The organism is uncultured Rossellomorea sp. (genome assembly GCF_947488365.1).
Taxonomy (GTDB): domain Bacteria; phylum Bacillota; class Bacilli; order Bacillales; family Bacillaceae_B; genus Rossellomorea.
The window spans coordinates 84,520-102,402 of sequence record NZ_CANKZT010000007.1 but is presented as its reverse complement, the minus strand read 5'-3'; the positions used below and the strand labels follow the sequence as shown (position 1 = coordinate 102,402).

Annotated in this window: 17 protein-coding genes, 1 pseudogene and 1 riboswitch; of the genes and pseudogenes, 13 read left to right on the top strand and 5 right to left on the bottom strand. The window is 40.0% G+C overall.

Features of this window, described 5'->3' with window-relative positions; all coding sequences use genetic code 11:
* Nucleotides 1-13 precede the first annotated feature (13 nt).
* From Q1B03_RS19355 to Q1B03_RS19340, 4 genes and pseudogenes are all read left to right on the top strand, one after another.
* Nucleotides 14-172, top strand: coding sequence for a CxxH/CxxC protein (locus Q1B03_RS19355; protein WP_299745476.1), 159 nt, complete (start codon nucleotides 14-16; stop codon nucleotides 170-172).
* A 94-nt stretch (nucleotides 173-266) separates the two neighbouring features.
* Nucleotides 267-746, top strand: coding sequence for a 23S rRNA (pseudouridine(1915)-N(3))-methyltransferase RlmH (rlmH, locus tag Q1B03_RS19350; protein ID WP_299745473.1), 480 nt, complete (start codon nucleotides 267-269; stop codon nucleotides 744-746).
* Nucleotides 747-903: 157 nt separating this feature from the next.
* Nucleotides 904-986, top strand: a riboswitch (glycine riboswitch).
* Nucleotides 987-1,147: 161 nt separating this feature from the next.
* Nucleotides 1,148-2,518: an amino acid permease gene (locus Q1B03_RS19345; protein WP_299745470.1), complete on the top strand. Its 1,371-nt coding sequence runs from the start codon at nucleotides 1,148-1,150 to the stop codon at nucleotides 2,516-2,518.
* 19 nt (nucleotides 2,519-2,537) lie between these two features.
* Nucleotides 2,538-2,882: pseudogene (locus tag Q1B03_RS19340) on the top strand (Gfo/Idh/MocA family oxidoreductase); the annotation flags it as partial.
* Between the two features lie 100 nt (nucleotides 2,883-2,982).
* Here the strand turns inward: Q1B03_RS19340 and Q1B03_RS19335 are convergent.
* On the bottom strand, nucleotides 2,983-4,164 hold the full coding sequence (locus tag Q1B03_RS19335; protein WP_299745467.1) for an MFS transporter: 1,182 nt from the start codon (nucleotides 4,162-4,164) through the stop codon (nucleotides 2,983-2,985).
* Nucleotides 4,165-4,245: 81 nt separating this feature from the next.
* Here Q1B03_RS19335 and yeiL point away from each other — a divergent pair, with 81 nt between their 5' ends.
* Nucleotides 4,246-4,917: a transcriptional regulator YeiL gene (gene yeiL / locus Q1B03_RS19330; protein WP_299745464.1), complete on the top strand. Its 672-nt coding sequence runs from the start codon at nucleotides 4,246-4,248 to the stop codon at nucleotides 4,915-4,917.
* 890 nt (nucleotides 4,918-5,807) lie between these two features.
* Here the strand turns inward: yeiL and Q1B03_RS19325 are convergent.
* Both Q1B03_RS19325 and Q1B03_RS19320 read right to left on the bottom strand, forming a co-directional pair.
* Nucleotides 5,808-6,419 (bottom strand): DUF421 domain-containing protein, encoded by a 612-nt coding sequence (locus Q1B03_RS19325; RefSeq protein WP_299745461.1) that lies wholly within the window; start codon nucleotides 6,417-6,419, stop codon nucleotides 5,808-5,810.
* A 26-nt stretch (nucleotides 6,420-6,445) separates the two neighbouring features.
* A complete protein-coding gene (locus Q1B03_RS19320) occupies nucleotides 6,446-7,762 on the bottom strand; it encodes a voltage-gated chloride channel family protein (protein WP_299745458.1) in 1,317 nt (438 codons plus the stop codon).
* Between the two features lie 479 nt (nucleotides 7,763-8,241).
* Here Q1B03_RS19320 and Q1B03_RS19315 point away from each other — a divergent pair, with 479 nt between their 5' ends.
* A complete protein-coding gene (locus Q1B03_RS19315; RefSeq protein WP_299745455.1) occupies nucleotides 8,242-9,744 on the top strand; it encodes a malate:quinone oxidoreductase in 1,503 nt (500 codons plus the stop codon).
* 87 nt (nucleotides 9,745-9,831) lie between these two features.
* Here the strand turns inward: Q1B03_RS19315 and Q1B03_RS19310 are convergent, their stop codons facing one another.
* The gene (locus tag Q1B03_RS19310) at nucleotides 9,832-11,355 is read right to left on the bottom strand and encodes a vanadium-dependent haloperoxidase (RefSeq protein ID WP_299745452.1); all 1,524 of its coding nucleotides are present in this window, start codon (nucleotides 11,353-11,355) and stop codon (nucleotides 9,832-9,834) included.
* Between the two features lie 214 nt (nucleotides 11,356-11,569).
* The gene (locus Q1B03_RS19305) at nucleotides 11,570-12,061 is read right to left on the bottom strand and encodes a hypothetical protein (protein WP_299745450.1); all 492 of its coding nucleotides are present in this window, start codon (nucleotides 12,059-12,061) and stop codon (nucleotides 11,570-11,572) included.
* Between the two features lie 269 nt (nucleotides 12,062-12,330).
* Here Q1B03_RS19305 and Q1B03_RS19300 point away from each other — a divergent pair, with 269 nt between their 5' ends.
* From Q1B03_RS19300 to Q1B03_RS19270, 7 genes are all read left to right on the top strand, one after another.
* A complete protein-coding gene (locus Q1B03_RS19300; protein WP_299745447.1) occupies nucleotides 12,331-13,263 on the top strand; it encodes an FkbM family methyltransferase in 933 nt (310 codons plus the stop codon).
* Nucleotides 13,264-13,857: 594 nt separating this feature from the next.
* Nucleotides 13,858-14,208, top strand: a complete 351-nt coding sequence (locus tag Q1B03_RS19295) for a DUF5082 family protein (protein ID WP_299745444.1) — start codon at nucleotides 13,858-13,860, stop codon at nucleotides 14,206-14,208.
* Between the two features lie 36 nt (nucleotides 14,209-14,244).
* On the top strand, nucleotides 14,245-14,523 hold the full coding sequence (locus tag Q1B03_RS19290) for a YwqI/YxiC family protein (protein WP_299745441.1): 279 nt from the start codon (nucleotides 14,245-14,247) through the stop codon (nucleotides 14,521-14,523).
* Between the two features lie 14 nt (nucleotides 14,524-14,537).
* Nucleotides 14,538-15,980: a ribonuclease YeeF family protein gene (locus tag Q1B03_RS19285; RefSeq protein WP_299745439.1), complete on the top strand. Its 1,443-nt coding sequence runs from the start codon at nucleotides 14,538-14,540 to the stop codon at nucleotides 15,978-15,980.
* Nucleotides 15,981-16,029: 49 nt separating this feature from the next.
* A complete protein-coding gene (locus tag Q1B03_RS19280) occupies nucleotides 16,030-16,731 on the top strand; it encodes a hypothetical protein (RefSeq protein ID WP_299745436.1) in 702 nt (233 codons plus the stop codon).
* 14 nt (nucleotides 16,732-16,745) lie between these two features.
* Nucleotides 16,746-17,174 (top strand): hypothetical protein, encoded by a 429-nt coding sequence (locus Q1B03_RS19275; RefSeq protein ID WP_299745433.1) that lies wholly within the window; start codon nucleotides 16,746-16,748, stop codon nucleotides 17,172-17,174.
* 370 nt (nucleotides 17,175-17,544) lie between these two features.
* Nucleotides 17,545-17,883 carry a hypothetical protein gene (locus Q1B03_RS19270; RefSeq protein WP_299745430.1) on the top strand — a complete coding sequence of 113 codons (339 nt, stop codon included), beginning with the start codon at nucleotides 17,545-17,547 and terminating at the stop codon, nucleotides 17,881-17,883.

The window sequence follows — 17,883 nt, the reverse complement described above, 5'->3', positions numbered from 1 at the left end:
AGGAGGAAAAAACATGATTTACTGCTGCTTAGAGCATGTAGAATTAGCTATGGATATTGTCGTGGATGAACATGAGGTAGCCCCTCAACTAACAGAGCTTCCTGAAAATGAAAAGTTATCCACAACCTGTGAATATTGTGGGAATAACGCAATATATATAGTGGCGAACTAATATTCCCATACGATATGTGGATTGGATTTGTGGATATGTGGATAAAGTCTGTGGATAACGTGTTTGTAAATTGTTTGTAAAGCGAGTGTGGATAGTGAATATCACCATTGTAACGGTCGGGAAATTAAAAGAGAAGTATTTAAAGCAAGGAATAGGTGAATATGTAAAGCGCTTAGGTGCTTATGCAAAGATAGAAATAGTGGAGCTTGCCGACGAAAAAGCCCCGGAAGTATTGAGTGAATCTGAAATAGAGCAAGTGAAGAATAAAGAAGGCGAACGGATCTTAGCTAAGATCTCTCCTGATCATCATGTCATTGCCCTGGCCATCCAAGGGAAAATGCGTTCATCGGAAGAACTTGCCGATAATCTGGACAAGCTTGCTACTTACGGGAAAAGCAAAGTTGCGTTTGTCATTGGTGGTTCATTAGGTTTGAGTGATGATGTAATCAAGAGATCAAATGAAACCCTCTCGTTTTCCAAAATGACCTTTCCCCATCAGCTGATGCGACTGATCCTGGTGGAGCAGATTTATCGGGCGTTTCGCATTAATCGGGGTGAACCGTACCATAAATAAAAAATCATCGAATAAATTCATCTACAGGAAATGGATGTCTTCCCTATTGACAAAACACCAAACTCCTACTAGAATAATCAACTATTCGAGAGAATAATAATAACCAAACAGTTTAATTACGTAGAAAGCTATGATTGCTATGGATAATACTATAGCAGGAGCAGCTTCTGGAGAGACCGCGAGAGTTTTTTGCGGCGCCGAAGGGTTCATAATCTCAGGCAAAAGGACAGAAGAGTATCGGATATTTATTTTGGTGTGCCCGTAATGATTGTTGCTGCTGGCATACAAAATCGTATTTGTTATTCTTATGACCATGAGATTGGAGCGCATCCAGTCTCTTTTTTTTGTATTCATTTATTGCTCGATGTATCACATTGGAAGGCTGTAAGGAGGAGTTAAGGTTGGAACAACGAAAATTAAAGAGGGATTTATCGAATCGCCATGTTCAGCTGATTGCCATTGGCGGTACGATTGGTACGGGGTTATTTTTAGGTTCTGGTAAAGCGATACAGCTTGCAGGTCCCTCGATCATCTTTGCTTATTTAATCGTGGGTATTGCCCTGTTTTTTGTGATGAGAGCGCTTGGAGAGTTGCTGTTGTCCAATGCGGGTTATCAGTCGTTAACGGATATTGCGGAAGAGTATCTTGGAGCCTGGGCGTCCTTTGTAACGGGCTGGACCTATTGGTTCTGCTGGATCATGACGGCCATGGCCGATGTGATTGCTGTTGGTGTATACGTGAACTATTGGTTCCATATCCCGCAGTGGATACCGGCACTCATCTGCGTAATCATTTTATTGGGACTCAACCTATTGACGGTGAAACTCTTTGGGGAATTGGAGTATTGGTTTGCTTTAATCAAGGTCATGACGATTCTTGCGTTGATCGGTGTCGGTGTTGTGCTGCTGGTGATGGGATTCAAGACGGATGCAGGGGCGGTTACGGTTACGAATCTGTGGGAACATGGAGGTTTTTTCCCGAACGGAATTTCAGGGTTTTTACTTTCATTCCAAATGGTCATCTTTGCCTATGTCGGTGTGGAATTAGTAGCCGTATCGGCAGCAGAAACATCTGATCCACATAAAAATATCCCATCGGCCATCAATAAAATTCCTTTGAGGATTTTATTTTTCTACGTCGGCGCGCTGATTGTGCTCTTATGTATTAACCCATGGACGGGTCTAAATGCTTCAGAAAGTCCGTTTGTTAAAACATTCAGCTTAATTGGAATTCCCCTGGCTGCCGGAATCATCAATTTTGTGGTGCTGACATCAGCGGCTTCTGCCTGCAACAGCGGCATGTTCTCCACGAGCCGGATTCTATATAATTTAAGCCATCATAACCAAGGGCCGTCTCAGTTTGCAAAACTGAATAAAAATCATGTACCAAGTAATGGGTTATTCATCTCCACACTGGTCATATCCGCAGGAGCCCTGTTAAGCAAACTGTTACCAGAGCAAGCCTTTGGGATCGTGACAACCATCAGTGCGATTTGCTTCATATGGGTGTGGGGTGTGATTCTGATCAGCCATATAAAGTATAAGAAAACACGTCCGCAATTACAATTGAAATCAACATTCAAAGCACCACTTACACCTTTTGTGAATTACGTCGTGCTCACAATGTTTGCTGTGATCCTGGTGATTATGCTGTTTTCTGAGGCTACTCGTCCAGCCTTATTATTGACTCCCCTTTGGTTCATTCTTTTATTTATCTTATATGGGATGAAGAGAAAAAAGGAAAAACATCAAGGGTTGATGCATCAATCGTAGTAAAAATCAGGTATGAAGGATACTAACGGAAAAGAAAAGCGGCCCTGCTTTTCAAAAGGTTGAAAACTCGGAACTAATTGCAGTTATGCGGAGAACGGGTGAGCTGGCAAGGGATTATGCAGAGAGACATCGTGTCCCGAAGTGGTATGATGACGCGGATGCATTGATTAACGACCCTGAGGTGGATGCGGTTTATATAGATACGCCGCCGGACTCACATGAGGAATATACGCTGAAGGCAGCCGCAGCGGGGAAACCTGTCTATGTGGAGAAGCCGATGGCACGTAACGCAAAGGAATACAATGAAATGGCGGCTGCCTGCAAAGAAGCTGAGGTTCCTCTATATGTGGCATACTACCGCCGTGGATCTTTAGTGTCAGCGTAGCAAGTCTCTCCAACAAAGAAAAGAAGAAGTTTATCCATATTGAAATAAACTTCTTCTTTTCTTTAAACGTACGAATGTATTAACGTGCATCAGCAGACAATAAAACGTTCTTTTCCACTTCCAATTTCCGATACACAAGGGCAATGAACATCGCCGGCAAGCTGCAAGCAAGCATTCCGATGAAGGCGTATCTTGGCTCAATTTCATATAAAAACCCTCCGAATATCGTAAACACCGCTGTGCTCCAGCTAAGTGCAAAGGCTGAATACATGCCTTGAGCCTTTGGGATGAGTGTATGCGGAACGTTTGTTGTTAAGTATTTCATAAAAGCATAGTGCCCCATAGCAAACGAAAATGCATGCAGCGTCTGTGCAATACAAAACACCATAACGTTTGGAAACGAAAACACTAAAACCCACCGCAGAGAAGAGCCGGCTGCAGCTAGCGCCAATAAGGTTCCAGGTGAGAATCGATTAAAGCGTTTGTCGGCCATTGAAAAAAAGATAATTTCTGCAATGACGGCAATGTTAATAATGACACCGATGAGATAGATGGGTGCATGAATTTCTTGTAAAAAGATGTAGCCATAGTTGTAATAAGTAGCGTGGGCTGCTTGAAGTAGCACAACAATAATAAGGACAACCAAGAAATGTTTCGTCTGGAATAAATCAAAGATATAGACCTTTATGGATTGGTTTACTTGCGGTTTCTTCGATAAAATCTCTGGGGCACTCGTTAAGCTAAGAGCGACAAAGCAGCTGGTTCCAAGCAATAGTGCCCAAAAAATAACGTTATCACCAAACATTCCTGTAAAAACCGTTAACAGTATTCCTACCGAGACAAATCCGATAGATCCCCACTGTCGGCTTTTCCCATAGTGCTTCAATTGCTTACTTTGCACAAGAACGCCGGCAACGCTGTCTAAAGCCGGCATTAAGGTCGGGTAAAAGATGTGTAGTATAACGGTTACGATTAGTAAGGCGGGGAATGAGTCAGCCGGAATATAGCAAAGAATCGCGATCAATGTACCGATTCCAGCTATGTTTAAGAGTGTTTTATTACTGACCCTATCTAATACATATGGAAAAGCAAAAAGTGTGGAAAGACCCCTCGCCACCAAACCGATACTCATGATAAAACTGGCTTCTGAAACCGAAATGCCTTTCGTTTGTATCATCCAGCCTGACCAATAAGGCAGAAAGATTCCCCAGGTCAGAAAAAAACTAAAAAAATGTGTGCTCATCCAACGTTGTGTATTCATTTGTATCCTCCTTATCAATCGCATGATATCATGAGAATAAAGAAGATTAATATGAGATATCTCATATTTTCGAGGTGGAAGATGGAAATTTATAAAGGTGAGAAAAAGCGGTTATATTTAGAAAATCTCTCAATCGCTCAACGATTTTCTTTTCATATTGAAGAATTTATTGAAGTGCGGGAGTATAAGCGGGATGAATGGATCATTCAAGAAGGAAAGAGACCTGATTACTTATATTATGTGACAGAAGGAAAGGCAAAAATATACGTCACGCATCAAAATGGAAAAGTATCGCTCATTAACTTTATCAATGCTCATGATTATATTGGTGAGATGGAATTATTAAACGATGTGTACTATACAAAAGGAATTCAAGCATCCACAAAAACAGTCTGTTTTGCAATGCCTTTTTCCAAGTATCGAACCAAACTGCTTGAAGATACAAAATTCCTTCGTGAATTGACAAAATTCTTGAGTCTGAAAGCAACGTTAATGGCAGCCAAGTATTCACAGAGCCTTGCTTTTCCCTTGGAAAACAGGCTTGCAGACTTTATTTTACAAACGTCCGATAAAGGAGTTTACCTGGAAAAGCACGTCATTGTTTGTGATTATTTAGGCGTCTCTTACCGACACCTGCTGCATGTCCTGACACAGTTTTGTGAAAAGGGGTATTTGCAAAAAGAAGGCAGGAACTATCGGATTAAAAAGCAGCATGCTTTGTATGAGCTTGCCGAAGCGATAAAGAATAAATAAATGTTGATCTCTTGAGTTCTTGACATCTGATATGTTTAGATACAAAAGGTGAACCTTACCATATAGTAAATGGTGAAAGTTGCTGAAAAGGTTGGAATTAAGGAAGGCACGGAGGGTTGAAGAAGAGTATTTTGATTCAGAGGAGAATCCTTGTGATTAATGCACTGATTATCACAGTTGCGGCCATCTTTGCAATAAAAGGCCTAGAAAGGTGTAGGCAAAACCAATGAAGAAAGTGGGGAATCTACTGCTTCGAACATTTTGTGGAGCAAGGTCATCGCTATTCCGAAGTCAACGTGGACAAGTCTCCGACTCGGAAATCTCCATGTTTACGGTTACTTCGCTTTGGGTTGTTTGATGACTTCGTCCTGCCACATTTAATACAGATAGATGATAAACGCAAAACCGGCCATCATAGCAACAATAGCTATTGTAAACAAAGTCGATTCACCCGATACCAGTCCCATCCGTTGCCATACCCGGTAAACGATGTACATAAATAACCCATCCAACAATCATATTGACAGTCAAATACATCCAAAATTCCCAGAAAGTAAAGCGGAATATCCAGATAACTATAACTAAATATGCTCCATACAACCAAGGGACCGGGACGACTTTATCCCACCCGAACAGAATTAATGACATGAAACAAATTATTCTCTGGTCACTCTTGATATTGCCTTGGGCGTCCTTGTTTTTTTGAAAATGGATACGGTACGCAGGTACATGCCGGTCGCTCTATTTATGACAGTTATTCATACCTTGGCATATCAAGCGGCTTACCATTATGGATGGTGGAAAGAGACAGGTTCCAGACCCTGAAGTATCCCTGATTTAAAACTTTAATAATTATGTCGCCTTAATTAGGTGCCATTAAGCATTTACTCTTAATCCAGATTCTCTTTAGGTTTTTTTTTATGCTTTCTATTTTTAACCTCGGTAAATAGGTTATCTGAGGTACTTGAATGTGTTTTTGAATTATCATTGGGGGGATTAGATTGATTTGATTCAATCAATGCTTTCAACATTTGAATATCCTCTTTCGTAGCATATTGCTTATCAGATTTCAGCATATAACCTAATTGCCCGTTTGATTCTATTGTTGCCCATTGTAAATCAGTAAAATGTTGAATCTTTTGTTGTCTCATTCGTACTTCAAGCATATCAACAGTTAACCTCAGTTTTTTTAAATTGCTTTCATTAACTTGTCCATTTTCGACTACTAAAAGTGATTTTCCATATATTAAAGTTTCTAGAGTATTCGACCTCAAAACCATATACTCAATAGAAATAAGCGTAAGTACCATTAAAAAGGTAATCACCATCGTAATCCAGATGTTTCTGTCACCCACAGGTTGAATAATCAATGATCCGACCGCTATCATCATGACAGTCTGAGCAACCGTAAGCTGTGAGATTGACTTTCTTCCAGCTAACCGTAAAATAAGGACTCCTCCAACGACGACAACAATTGCTTTCCATATGAAGTGAAAATCCATAAGCATCCGCCACCCTTTCTGAACAATCAATTGTGTTTAGTGCTTTTTTTCTTTTTTTCTACATTTTCTATGGTTTCTCCAGGTGGAAGATTATATAACCTGCTCTTAGGGTCATATATTTTTTGAGATGGCCATAGTCCATGATGTCCTGAAAATAAATAGCTGACTAAACATGCAACCAAAAAGTACTCTAATCCTTTACCGTTAAACATCTCAATTGCCAGCAGGAAAGCAGCTATAGGGGTATTGGCCCCCCCGGAAAAAACCGCGATTAATCCTAAAGCGGCAAGAAATGACATAGGTAAGTCAATGAACGTGTGTAAGGCATTACCTAATGTTGCCCCGATAAAAAATAAAGGGATGGCTTCCCCGCCGACAAAGCCGCTGCCTAGAGTTACCGCGGTAAATACCAGCTTGCCCAGGAAAGCAAAAGTCGGCACCTCTTCTGAAAAAGATTGTTGAAGCATTTGTAATCCCCGGCCATTGTAGTCTTGTGAACCCACAATTAAAGTTAATGCCACAATGACAATTCCTCCAAAAAAGGCTCTCTTCATATGGTTTCTCTTAAAAATCTTTTCAGAGAAATTTTGTATTCCGTGCCTCAACTGACAGTACAAAACACTCATGAGGCTAAAAATGACTGCTAAAAGAATAACTTTTAAAAACGTAATAGACGATATTTCCGGTACTTTTTGTATAATGAATTCTTCGTGTTTATGTCCCCAAGCTGCTGTAGTTACATAGTGGCCAACAAAGCTGGCCGTAACACAAGGAACAAGTGCTTCAAATTTCAGTTTGCCTAAAGCTGCCATCTCAATCCCAAAAATAGCACCAGTTATGGGCGCTCCAAAGGCAGACCCAAAACCAGCACTTATACCGCTCATAATGAAAATTTTCTTGTCGAATTTGTTTACCTTGAAAAATTTGTTGACTGCTGCAGATACACTCCCTCCCATTTGGACAGCTGCCCCTTCCCTACCCGTAGAACCACCAAAAAGGACGGTGATAAAAGTCCCCAAATAGACGATCGGTCCCATTCTTCGCGGTACCTCTTTTTTTCCATGCACTGAGTCTATCACGAGGTTATTTAATTCAGCGGTGTCATTCAAAGTATTATTCAAAAATACCTTTCCATAGTTCATATATATGTATCCTATGATAATTCCTCCAAAGGGAAGAAGGAAGATAAGCCAATCTCTTTTTGATCTTATATCATCTCCTAGATAATCGTTTGTCTCTAAAAGAAAAGTTGTTGCCGAGCCAACAATTAAACCAATTATGCTTCCAAAGAAAATCCAATGACCAAGAATTAAATAAAAGTTTTTATGTTTTAGAAGTATCAATAATTCACCTTATTTCTAATTTAGTGGGAATATTGATTCTAGTTTTACCCAGTGTATTAAAATTATTAAAATAAGTATGGAATAACTAAGGATTGAATGAAGCAATTGGTATCATACCTTTCAGAATAAATGTGTCCTACACACTAATCTAAAGATTCTCATATAGATACATGAGGTGAAGTGTCACAAACATTCAGACTAGTAAACCTAAGTTCTATACCCTTAACAAAAAAAGGGTCAATTTTTTGCTTTCTCTAGGTTTCTGCCACCTTGAAAACAGACTTTCCACTTTTTTAAAAGCTCAAAATAGTATATAATTATCAGATAATGGTAGATATTTTGATCCCAAAATCATTATAATAGATTATGGTATGGTTATAATAGAACAGGTGAATTCCAGGGTGGCGCCTTGCTTTAAGTGAGACCCGAGCAGGTGCGCTTACTCTTTTTTGAAAATATAAAGAGTAAGGAAGGTTATCATGAGCAGCATACAGAAAAAGACAGACGTAATTTTAATTGGTGCCGGAGTCATGAGCGCGACTTTGGGATCATTGCTGAAAGAGTTAGCACCGGATTGGGAAATTAAAGTGTTTGAGAAACTGGCAGACGCGGGGGAAGAAAGCTCGAATGAATGGAATAATGCGGGTACAGGACACGCTGCATTGTGCGAGCTTAACTATACGTCAGAGAAACCAGACGGATCGGTAGATATAAGTAAAGCGATTAAAATCAATGAACAGTTTCAGCTATCAAGACAGTTTTGGTCCTATCTTGTAAACAAAGGTTTGATAGGTAATCCGCAGGACTTTATCATGCCTATACCTCATATGAGTATGGTACAAGGGGAAAAAAATGTAGCGTTTTTGAAGAAACGATTGGAAGCGCTCTCAAGCAACCCTCTGTTTCAAGGGATGGAATTTTCCGATGACCCTGTCAAACTGAAGGAGTGGATTCCGCTTATCATGGAAGGCCGTACATCGAATGAACCGATAGCGGCGACCAAAATCGACTCTGGGACAGACGTCAACTTCGGGGCTTTAACACGAATGATGTTTGACCACTTAAAGAGTAAAAATGTCGAGATGAACTACAAGCACAGTGTGAAGGATCTTAAACGTACAAGCGACGGGTCGTGGGAAGTTAAGGTGCATAATATTGATAGCGGCAAAATCGAACACCACATGGCAAAATTTGTCTTTATCGGCGGTGGGGGCGGTAGTCTGCCATTACTGCAAAAAACCGGTATTCCAGAATCGAAACATATTGGGGGATTCCCGGTAAGCGGACTATTTATGGTATGTAACAATCCGGAAGTAGTGGCGCAGCATCATGCTAAAGTATATGGTAAAGCCAAGGTGGGGGCACCTCCAATGTCCGTTCCGCATCTTGATACTAGATATATCGATAACAAAAAGTCGTTACTGTTTGGACCGTTTGCAGGCTTTTCGCCCAAGTTTTTAAAAACAGGTTCAAATCTTGATCTGATCGGTTCCGTCAAACCGAATAATGTCCTCACGATGCTCGCGGCAGGTGCTAAAGAGATGTCATTGACCAAATACCTGATCCAGCAAGTATTGTTGTCGAATGAAAAACGCTTGGAAGAATTACGGGAGTTCATACCAAACGCTAAACTCGAAGATTGGGATATCGTAGTAGCCGGCCAACGTGTGCAAGTGATCAAAGATACTGAGGCAGGTGGTAAGGGAACACTCCAATTCGGTACGGAAGTGGTCAGTGCCGCTGATGGTTCAGTCGCTGCACTACTTGGCGCATCCCCTGGAGCTTCCACTGCCGTTCACGTTATGCTTGAATTATTTGAAAAATGCTTCCCGCAACATATAAGCGAATGGGAACCGAAATTGAAACAAATGATTCCTTCATATGGGGTGTCATTAGTGGAAAACCCTGAGCTGTTTAAAGAAATTCATACTTCAACGGCAGAGACGCTTGGTCTAAGCGAGAAAGAGTTAGCTTATAGTTGATTCTCTGTATGTTTTTTAAAAGATCATTATAGTTAAAAACCCAAGTCGACCAGTCCCTGTCGGCTTGGGTTTCTTTATTGTACTTTACTAGATTTTAATCGTGGTACCGTCAAATTTTGTGAGGGTGAATCCCTCGAACTTCTCATTATAAGTGGCCTTGTAATCACGAAGGATACCAATGGCTATCGATTCTCCAAGTTGGAACCCATTCATACCGCTGGCACGATAGTGAACACCGGCGGCATCCCGTCCATTCGCAATATTATAGGCAAGTTTATTCAATTCACCGCCGACAGTGAGAGGTGGACCTTCATACCGATCCAAGGACAGACCGTCGCTTGTTGCTACGACAGGATCAGGAATGACGAATGATTCGTTGAACAATGCCTTTAGCATCGTCACCATCGCCCCGACAAATGAAGCATGTCCAGCGGGATAAGATGGATGTGTAGGACAGCCTTCTGGGTAAGCCTGAGGTAAAAGATAGGATCCATATTTTTTATAGGTTTCCTCTACTGCCTTTGAGTTGAGTACATCAGGATGAATAGGATAATCGGCTTTTCCTATCAGCTTGTTGTGGATGCGCCCACCGAATTCCTCAGGTCGAAGCCGTCGATGGACCAGCCATTTTTGGTACCAGGCTGCTTCTAAACCTGGACGGGCTGCTCTTGTCACAAAATCCAGTATATGTGGAATTCCAAAGGTAGGGAAACCGATTTGTGTGTCAGATTCGAGATAAGGATTATTCTTATCCCATGCGGCAGTCCCATAACCGAGCAGGATCAAACATGCACCAAATCCACTTTCAATGGAGAGATCGTTATGAACAAATTGAGCCATATCTCGTGCATTTCGAATATAACGAGGGATAGGATCATAATCAGGACCAGGTGGTATGGAACCATTCTGAATGGCAAGCCAATCATCGTAGTCGGTTAAAAAGTCTTCCCCTTCCTTAGTTGTTCGATAGCGTTGGGTAATATTAGTCGCCACATAAGGGATGTCTTTCCAAAGAAATTGTGAAATATACGGACCTGTCAATGCTCCTTGGAGATTGTCCCGGAATAATGTCCCGGTGGTGACTTTACCATCAACTTTAGGCCCGCGAAAATCTGATAAGGTAGATAGCTCATTTGCAGCTGCAATCGTTAGAGGATTCGTGTCATATTCGTTGAAAGGGATATCCCGTGTAAGTGCTTGCCAGTAAAGCTCCACCATTTCAGCAGCGATTTCTGGACTACTGAAGGACGGAGCCGGCGGTATAACCAATTGGTGACTGTCCGGTCCAACCATTTCAAATGCATAAGCAGCTTGAGGGTCTACCAGTTTCCTTTCACCAGCAAGTGGAAGATTTTCAAAATCATCTGGATCGCCAGAATTCAGAATCTGAATATATTTGTCATAAGCCTCAACATCTACCTCCCCGAGTTCATTATGAGGTAGCCCTTTTGAAAAATTGGCTATTTTCTCAGGATATTTTACCTCGTCTCCATTATTTGGGTGGCTCGGTGTGGGAAGTAGTTTATAGAACAAGGAGGCCCTTACACGAAGGATGAGGACCTTCATTCGTCGTAACCACGTTGATAAATACTCTATTAACTTAAATTTCAAATGTCTTACTCCTTTCTATATGATTTTATTACCATCGTATGTAATGAAATCAATAAGGAGTGGACATACCTACTGGTTTTCCCGCAATTTAATAGTTAAAAGATAGGTAGTGTTGTCAAAACCTAAACTATTGTGCCGTTTTATAAACAAAGCCCGAAATCAAAGATGATTCCGCGCAATATTGATAGGATATGCAAGCTTTCGTAAATCGCCACTAACACCACACAATGATTCTGTAAGGTGTGGTTTGAGCGGGTATACTCATCGTGCTGGGGCCATAAATCACAATAAGGTTTCGATTGGCAGGGTATCTTGAAAAAGATTGTCCGTTGGTTAATACAATTTGAGTGTAGGGGGATAGATTTACTCTTAACATGCCATCGCTGCTCTCCAACTGTGAGTTGAAATAGTCTACCTTCACATTTTGTGAAGGGTTATCTTTTACCATGACAAGAGCGCGGTATTGTGGTGGATAAATAAGGGGAACAGGTGCATTCACGTCATAATAGCCGGTTACCCTGTCCCCTGCTGCCACCATGACATGGTCCACAAAGTAGGTGGTTGGTGACACGACAAAATTCACCGAACCACCTGATCCGTCGTCTACAGATATTAATTTATAACAGCCTTCCCCTTCACCATTTTGTCCTGTCACAAAATCACTGATCATGGTGATGGTACCGTAGAAAGAATTAAAATTTATCATGCGAATCCTCCATTCATAATGAATTGAGTGGTCCGGCATTCAAGCTTAATGAATCATGTCTTCCCTGCGAAATTTCGAACCAAGTCATTGAAAATCCATATCCATTAACACAATATAGTTTTAAAGTAAGGAGATTATCCCGAATAGTGAAAAATAATTTCTTTCTCCTTTTGTAAAGATTTCATGAAGAAAGCCCCGTTATAAAGGATTTTCCATTGCCATCTAAGAATGAATACTGTAAACCAGGTTTCTTAAAAGGGGTGTCAAACATGAAGTGGAATACTGCTATTCGAAAGCCTTTTCTTATGCGGGTATGGGAAAACTATCCGAAGACTTGGAAATTTATCATTGATGTAGGCATTTTAGTAAAGTACAAAACGTTGAATATTAAAAAGCTGCCTAAAGCATTAACACTGCCCAGTTCCACGGTTCTATATATAGATTCCGAGGAAAATCGCGGAAGGGCGCTGCTGATCAGCAATGGGGTGACCCAAAAACGGCTGGCTCGATTCTGGTCCGCTGCAGTGAAGAAAATGAAGCCCGACCTGGTGATAGATGTAGGCGTGAATTATGGGGAGTGTATCTTCTCTATTCAGTATTCACCTGAAACCAGGATAATAGGCGTTGAAGCGAACAGCCGCTTATTACCGTTTATTGAACAATCCAAAGAAGTTCACCCTAACCGGTCACAAATAGCAATCTATAACGCAATCGCCTCGGATAAAGACAATGAAGAAACGGTTTTCTTTGTTGACCGGAATTGGTCAGGTACTTCGTCAGCCACTTATAAACCTTCTCATAAGTTATTAGAAAAAATACCTGTCCAGTCCATCACCATTGATACCATTTGCAGTGATCAAACCTATGAAACAGTCCTTTTTAAGGTGGACGTTGAAGGATATGAAGCGTTTGTATTAAGAGGGATGACTAACTTATTCAAAACTAGTAAGTCAATTCTTGGCTTTATTGAGTTCAATAGCGAGTACATTGAAAAGCTGGGTATCAATGTAGATGCGTTTCTCCTGTTTCTACAAACGTACTTTACAATCTACGTATATAAGAAAGACCATAGTCTGGTAAAGGCAGACCATTATAACCATATGGACCTGAAAAATTTATTTGGAACAGATTATATTCATACTGATTTTTTATTAATGAGTGATGAATCCTATATCGAACGAATGCATCTGGACAAAGTGTGAAGTTCCATCTCATCCTGGGGTGGATTTCTTCATTCACGATAGGATAGGTGATAACCCACCCTGAATTGAATTTGGAAGCACCAAAATAAATCCGTCTCGATTCGAGGCGGATTTATTTTGATACCACTCATATCATAAAACGTACTCGCTTCTTCTCTCGACACTCCAAACAACATACTCTCATGGAACGGATCTACAATATTCGAGAACATGATGACGGCTAATCCGAACTTCCGGTCCAGCCAGGAATGCTTTACAGTTACTTGTTGTATTCGATCTTGGTGGGGAACGAATGATTCTTATCCCTCCCTTAAAAATACGCTTTTGTAAAGGGATTTTCATTTTCTTGGAAAATACCTACTAATAAATAGGTTTCAATCTACAGAAAATGTGCTACTTAACAAGTAGTTCATATTGTTCATTGTTCAACGAAAATGGAAGCAAATAAAAGAAATAGGTAATATGAATCACGATTACATACGTTAAAAATAAACAGATTCTATCATTCTGACCCAATTTCATCCGTGTTATAGTTAAAAAGATTGGAAAAATTTAATAAATAAGAGTAATAGAAATCGAGTGAGGTGAACGTTCTTGTCTTTATTTTATTACTACGGGTTGTTGAGGGAAAAGCGGGAGCACCTTCAAAGACTTCAGGAATGTCAAAGCAAACTTCAAGGGAACAAACAGGAATTTGCAAGTTATCGGGAATCCATTACTAATCCTGAATTATCAGCATTCACCTGGCAAGGATCGCTTGCAAATAAATTTGATGAAATAAGACTTGAAGGAATGCTTCATTACTTTACAGACATTGAACATAACCAGTTTAGTGAAGTGTTCTCCATGCTGAGCAGTAAGATGCAAACCATACGAAGTGAAATCCAGGCGATTGAACATACCATTCTCAGGTTGGAATCTGAGGCAGAAGCAAAAGCCGAATAGATTGAAATGCATTGAATAGAGCGGGAGGTAGCTTGTATGGGTAATGAAATCAGGGTAGTACAAGGTGAGATAGACCAACACCTTTCAAAGATGAAATCCTCTGCAGAGTCTCTTCAACCGGATGTACCTAAAAACATTGGTCATGAAAATCATCTTGAAGTGGTAACAAAATTGAACGAGTTAAACCAGAGCATGGAACAGATGGTACAGAGTTATAAAGAACTGCTTATCAGAAATGAAGAACTGACACGACAAGCTGTCCAGGATATGGCGGATGCCGACCAGGAACTGTCTTCACATATCAAAGCCAGGTAAGGAGAGAAATTGGGATGAAAACACTGGATGTCATGTCTTTGGAGTCAGGATTAGAACAAGTCCTTCGAAAGGTAAACCAGCAAAAAGAACAGATGATTGAAATCGAATCAGCCATAAATGACTTTATTTCTCAAGATGCCTCTTTCAAAGGAAAAGCGGGGCAATCGATACGGGCTTTCTACCAGGATTCCCATCAATCCTTCCTGGAGTTCTACCAGCAAATGGTGACGACATATGAGTCGACCCTGGAAGCCATTAAAAATGAACTACAAGGGTTGGAGCCGGCACAAAATGGATATATACAGGAAAACTTTTTGCAGCACGATATGGAAAATGGATTAAATAGGGGTAGGGATATGGTCATGGACTTAACAACTGAGTCCAATGAGACGATTCAAAGTGTTCAAGATATCGTCTCATTACCAAGAATACAGGACGATTTTTTCCTTCAACAGGTTCACATTGCGAGGCAGCAAAAAGATCAAACCGTCGAAAAACTCCACCAGTTTGATCAAAGTCAGTCTGCTAAGCTAGAGCCAATCCAACAAGATGTCCACAAGATGAACCAATACATTCACCAAATTCAAGGTCTCTTCTCCAACGGGAAAATCTCAATCGATACGTATCAGCCCAATAGCTGTTACAACCCTCAATATATGTCCGAGAGCGGGTCGACAAACCCTTATTTCGAGCTGACCAACAATCCCCGATTTGTCGAGAATGGGGTTGAAGCGGCTGATACCGTAAATGGACTGCAGCCTGAATGGGACCCGACACCGACGTTGGGAGTCAATTTTGATCAGTGGCGAGAGCAGCCGATTAATGCCGCGACGAATTTGGGTATTGCGACTGCTGCCGGTTATGGCGCTGCGAAGAGTGTGAATTTAGCCAGAAAAGGTTTTGGTGTGACGAAAAACAGTTATACTACCGCACAGGGCAAGGATAGAGTAAGGTTAAAAGTAGATAAACCGGAATTATATAAAATTAATAAAAGAAACTACTCAGGTACCAATGCGACAAATTATACAAAACTTTATAAATTAGTGGACCCCATGACCAGTGTCAAAGAGTCATTTAAGTGGGCTGGAAACAGAATCGGTTACATAGGTGTGGGAACAACTGTTGTGGGTGATATCGTCCACGGGGTTCAGCATAAACAATCAGGGAGTGAAATTGCCGGTAATGTAACGGGAGATGTAGCAATAGCAGGTGCTTCTATTGCAGCATCTGCCATGGCAGGTGCCAAATTTGGAGCTATGGCAGGCGTAGCATTTGGTGGTCCGGTTGGGGTTGCCGTCGGAGCAGTAGTGGGTGCTGGAATAGGAATTCTAGTAACGACAGCTCTTTCAGATGTTAAATTTATGGATGTTGATGGTGATGGCGAGAGTGATTCAATTGGAGATGCAATTAAAAAAGGGACCACAAGTATCATTGATAAAGTTGGATCTTGGTTTTAAACTCAATTAATTCAATATGATTGGTCTTATGTTAAAAAGAGGTGTTTATTTGAAGAAAGCTAAAATAGATGAGATTACATTATCTTATTTAAGATTTCAGAATCCAAAAGAAAATAGGGGGAATATAATCGTTTTCTTTCTCATATTTTTGGATTTCATTGGAGTCATTTTTCTATTAGGCGAACCAATGATTCCCTTGATCTTTTGGTCAGGAATCATTCCAGTCATCCTAATACACTTATGGGCCATTCCAATTATTATTGCTCCATATAAATTTGAACACTCATACTATCTATTTTTTGGAGTTTATGGTGTTATTAATACCTTTGTTTACTTTTTAGTCATTCAAAAACTTATTTATAATACTTTTCAAGTTGAAGGAATGGTACCTGCATTCATGGGTTTGGTAATCTGTGTTTCTCTACTTGTAGTCTTGAATTGGATTAACATACGTTCACTATATTCCGGTACATACTCACGTCTTCAAAAAGGAGAAAAGTCCTTAAATCTTTCGCCGATAGCTGCTGCCTCAGGTATAGGCTACGTATTAGCCCAATTTATACTATCTTCCTTTTTTGTAGAGTCGATGAAAACACTTATTATTATAGGGGTTTTTTCGTTACTCTCTATAGCTACAGCTTTCTTTTCAACGAGTATTCACAAATTTTTCTTTATTAAAAGAAACATGGAAAAGGTAAAGCAAGTTTATCCTGAATTTGGATTACCTAAAAAGCTAAGAAAAAACACATAGAGGGGATGAAGACTATGTTCCTAAAAAAGAAAAAAGAAGAAAATCGTTTCTGTATCGCTATTTTCACAGAAAAAGAAATGAGTGATGAAGATTATGACTACCAATCAAACAAAATCTTGGATGCAACAGAAGAAAATGTGGTGGTTGTGACAGAGATTGAACCGCAAAATGAAATGGTCGAGGAGTTAAAGAATGCTTTTCCTAACACTAAGATAGAAGTGCCAAGTTACGGCGTCTACAAGTTTGACTCTGAAAAATTAGATGAAGAAACAAAAAAGATGGAGAAGAGGAACAAGTGGAAAAAGTTCTTTAACAACATCCATCCTGATGAGTACCTTATCGTTGAACATAAAGTAATGTACGATATCAACCAGGTTTTATATTATACGACAGATATTAACAAGGTCATATCATATATTCATGAAAATAAAAAAACAGGTTAAAGGGAACACAAATGAAATAACAGAGTGAAGACTCAACCTTTTACCTGCAGAATTTGCAATTCCCCAGAGAACACAGAAGAAGCGTCATCGGATTTTTATTAATTTTAATGGACTTTGTAGGATTATTGCCGCTCCTGAGTATTCCCTTTTTTGCCCCGCTATTTTGGGTAGCTCTTATTCCGATAATATGTATCCATATTTGGGCTCTTTTATATATAATTGCCCCTTATAAATTCGAAAAGTCTTATTACTTGTATCTTGGTGTTTTGGAATTGTAAATACGTTTGTGTATTTTCTGGTGATTCAGAAGTTCTTATATAGGCATGTTGGTGTTGAAGGTAGCAGTTATTTTGTAATAGGGATACTATTAATGCTTTTTCTACTGGTTTCAATACAAATTATTAACGCAAAAATGCTATATTCAGGGACGTATACTAAACTTCAAAATGGAGAATCAAAGTTTAATGTATCTTTAATAATAGCCGCTTCAAGTTTTGGATATATTATTGCGCAATTTCTGATGTCGTATTTGGTTACTGATTCTGCCTATATGATTGTTATGATCACAGCTTACTCGGTCATATCCATTGTAACGGCTTATTTATCAACTTATATCCATCGCTTTATTTTCATTAAAAAGAACTACGAAAAAGTTATAAAGAGTTATCCTGATTTCGGAAAACCGAAAACATCGAGGAAATTCGGTTAA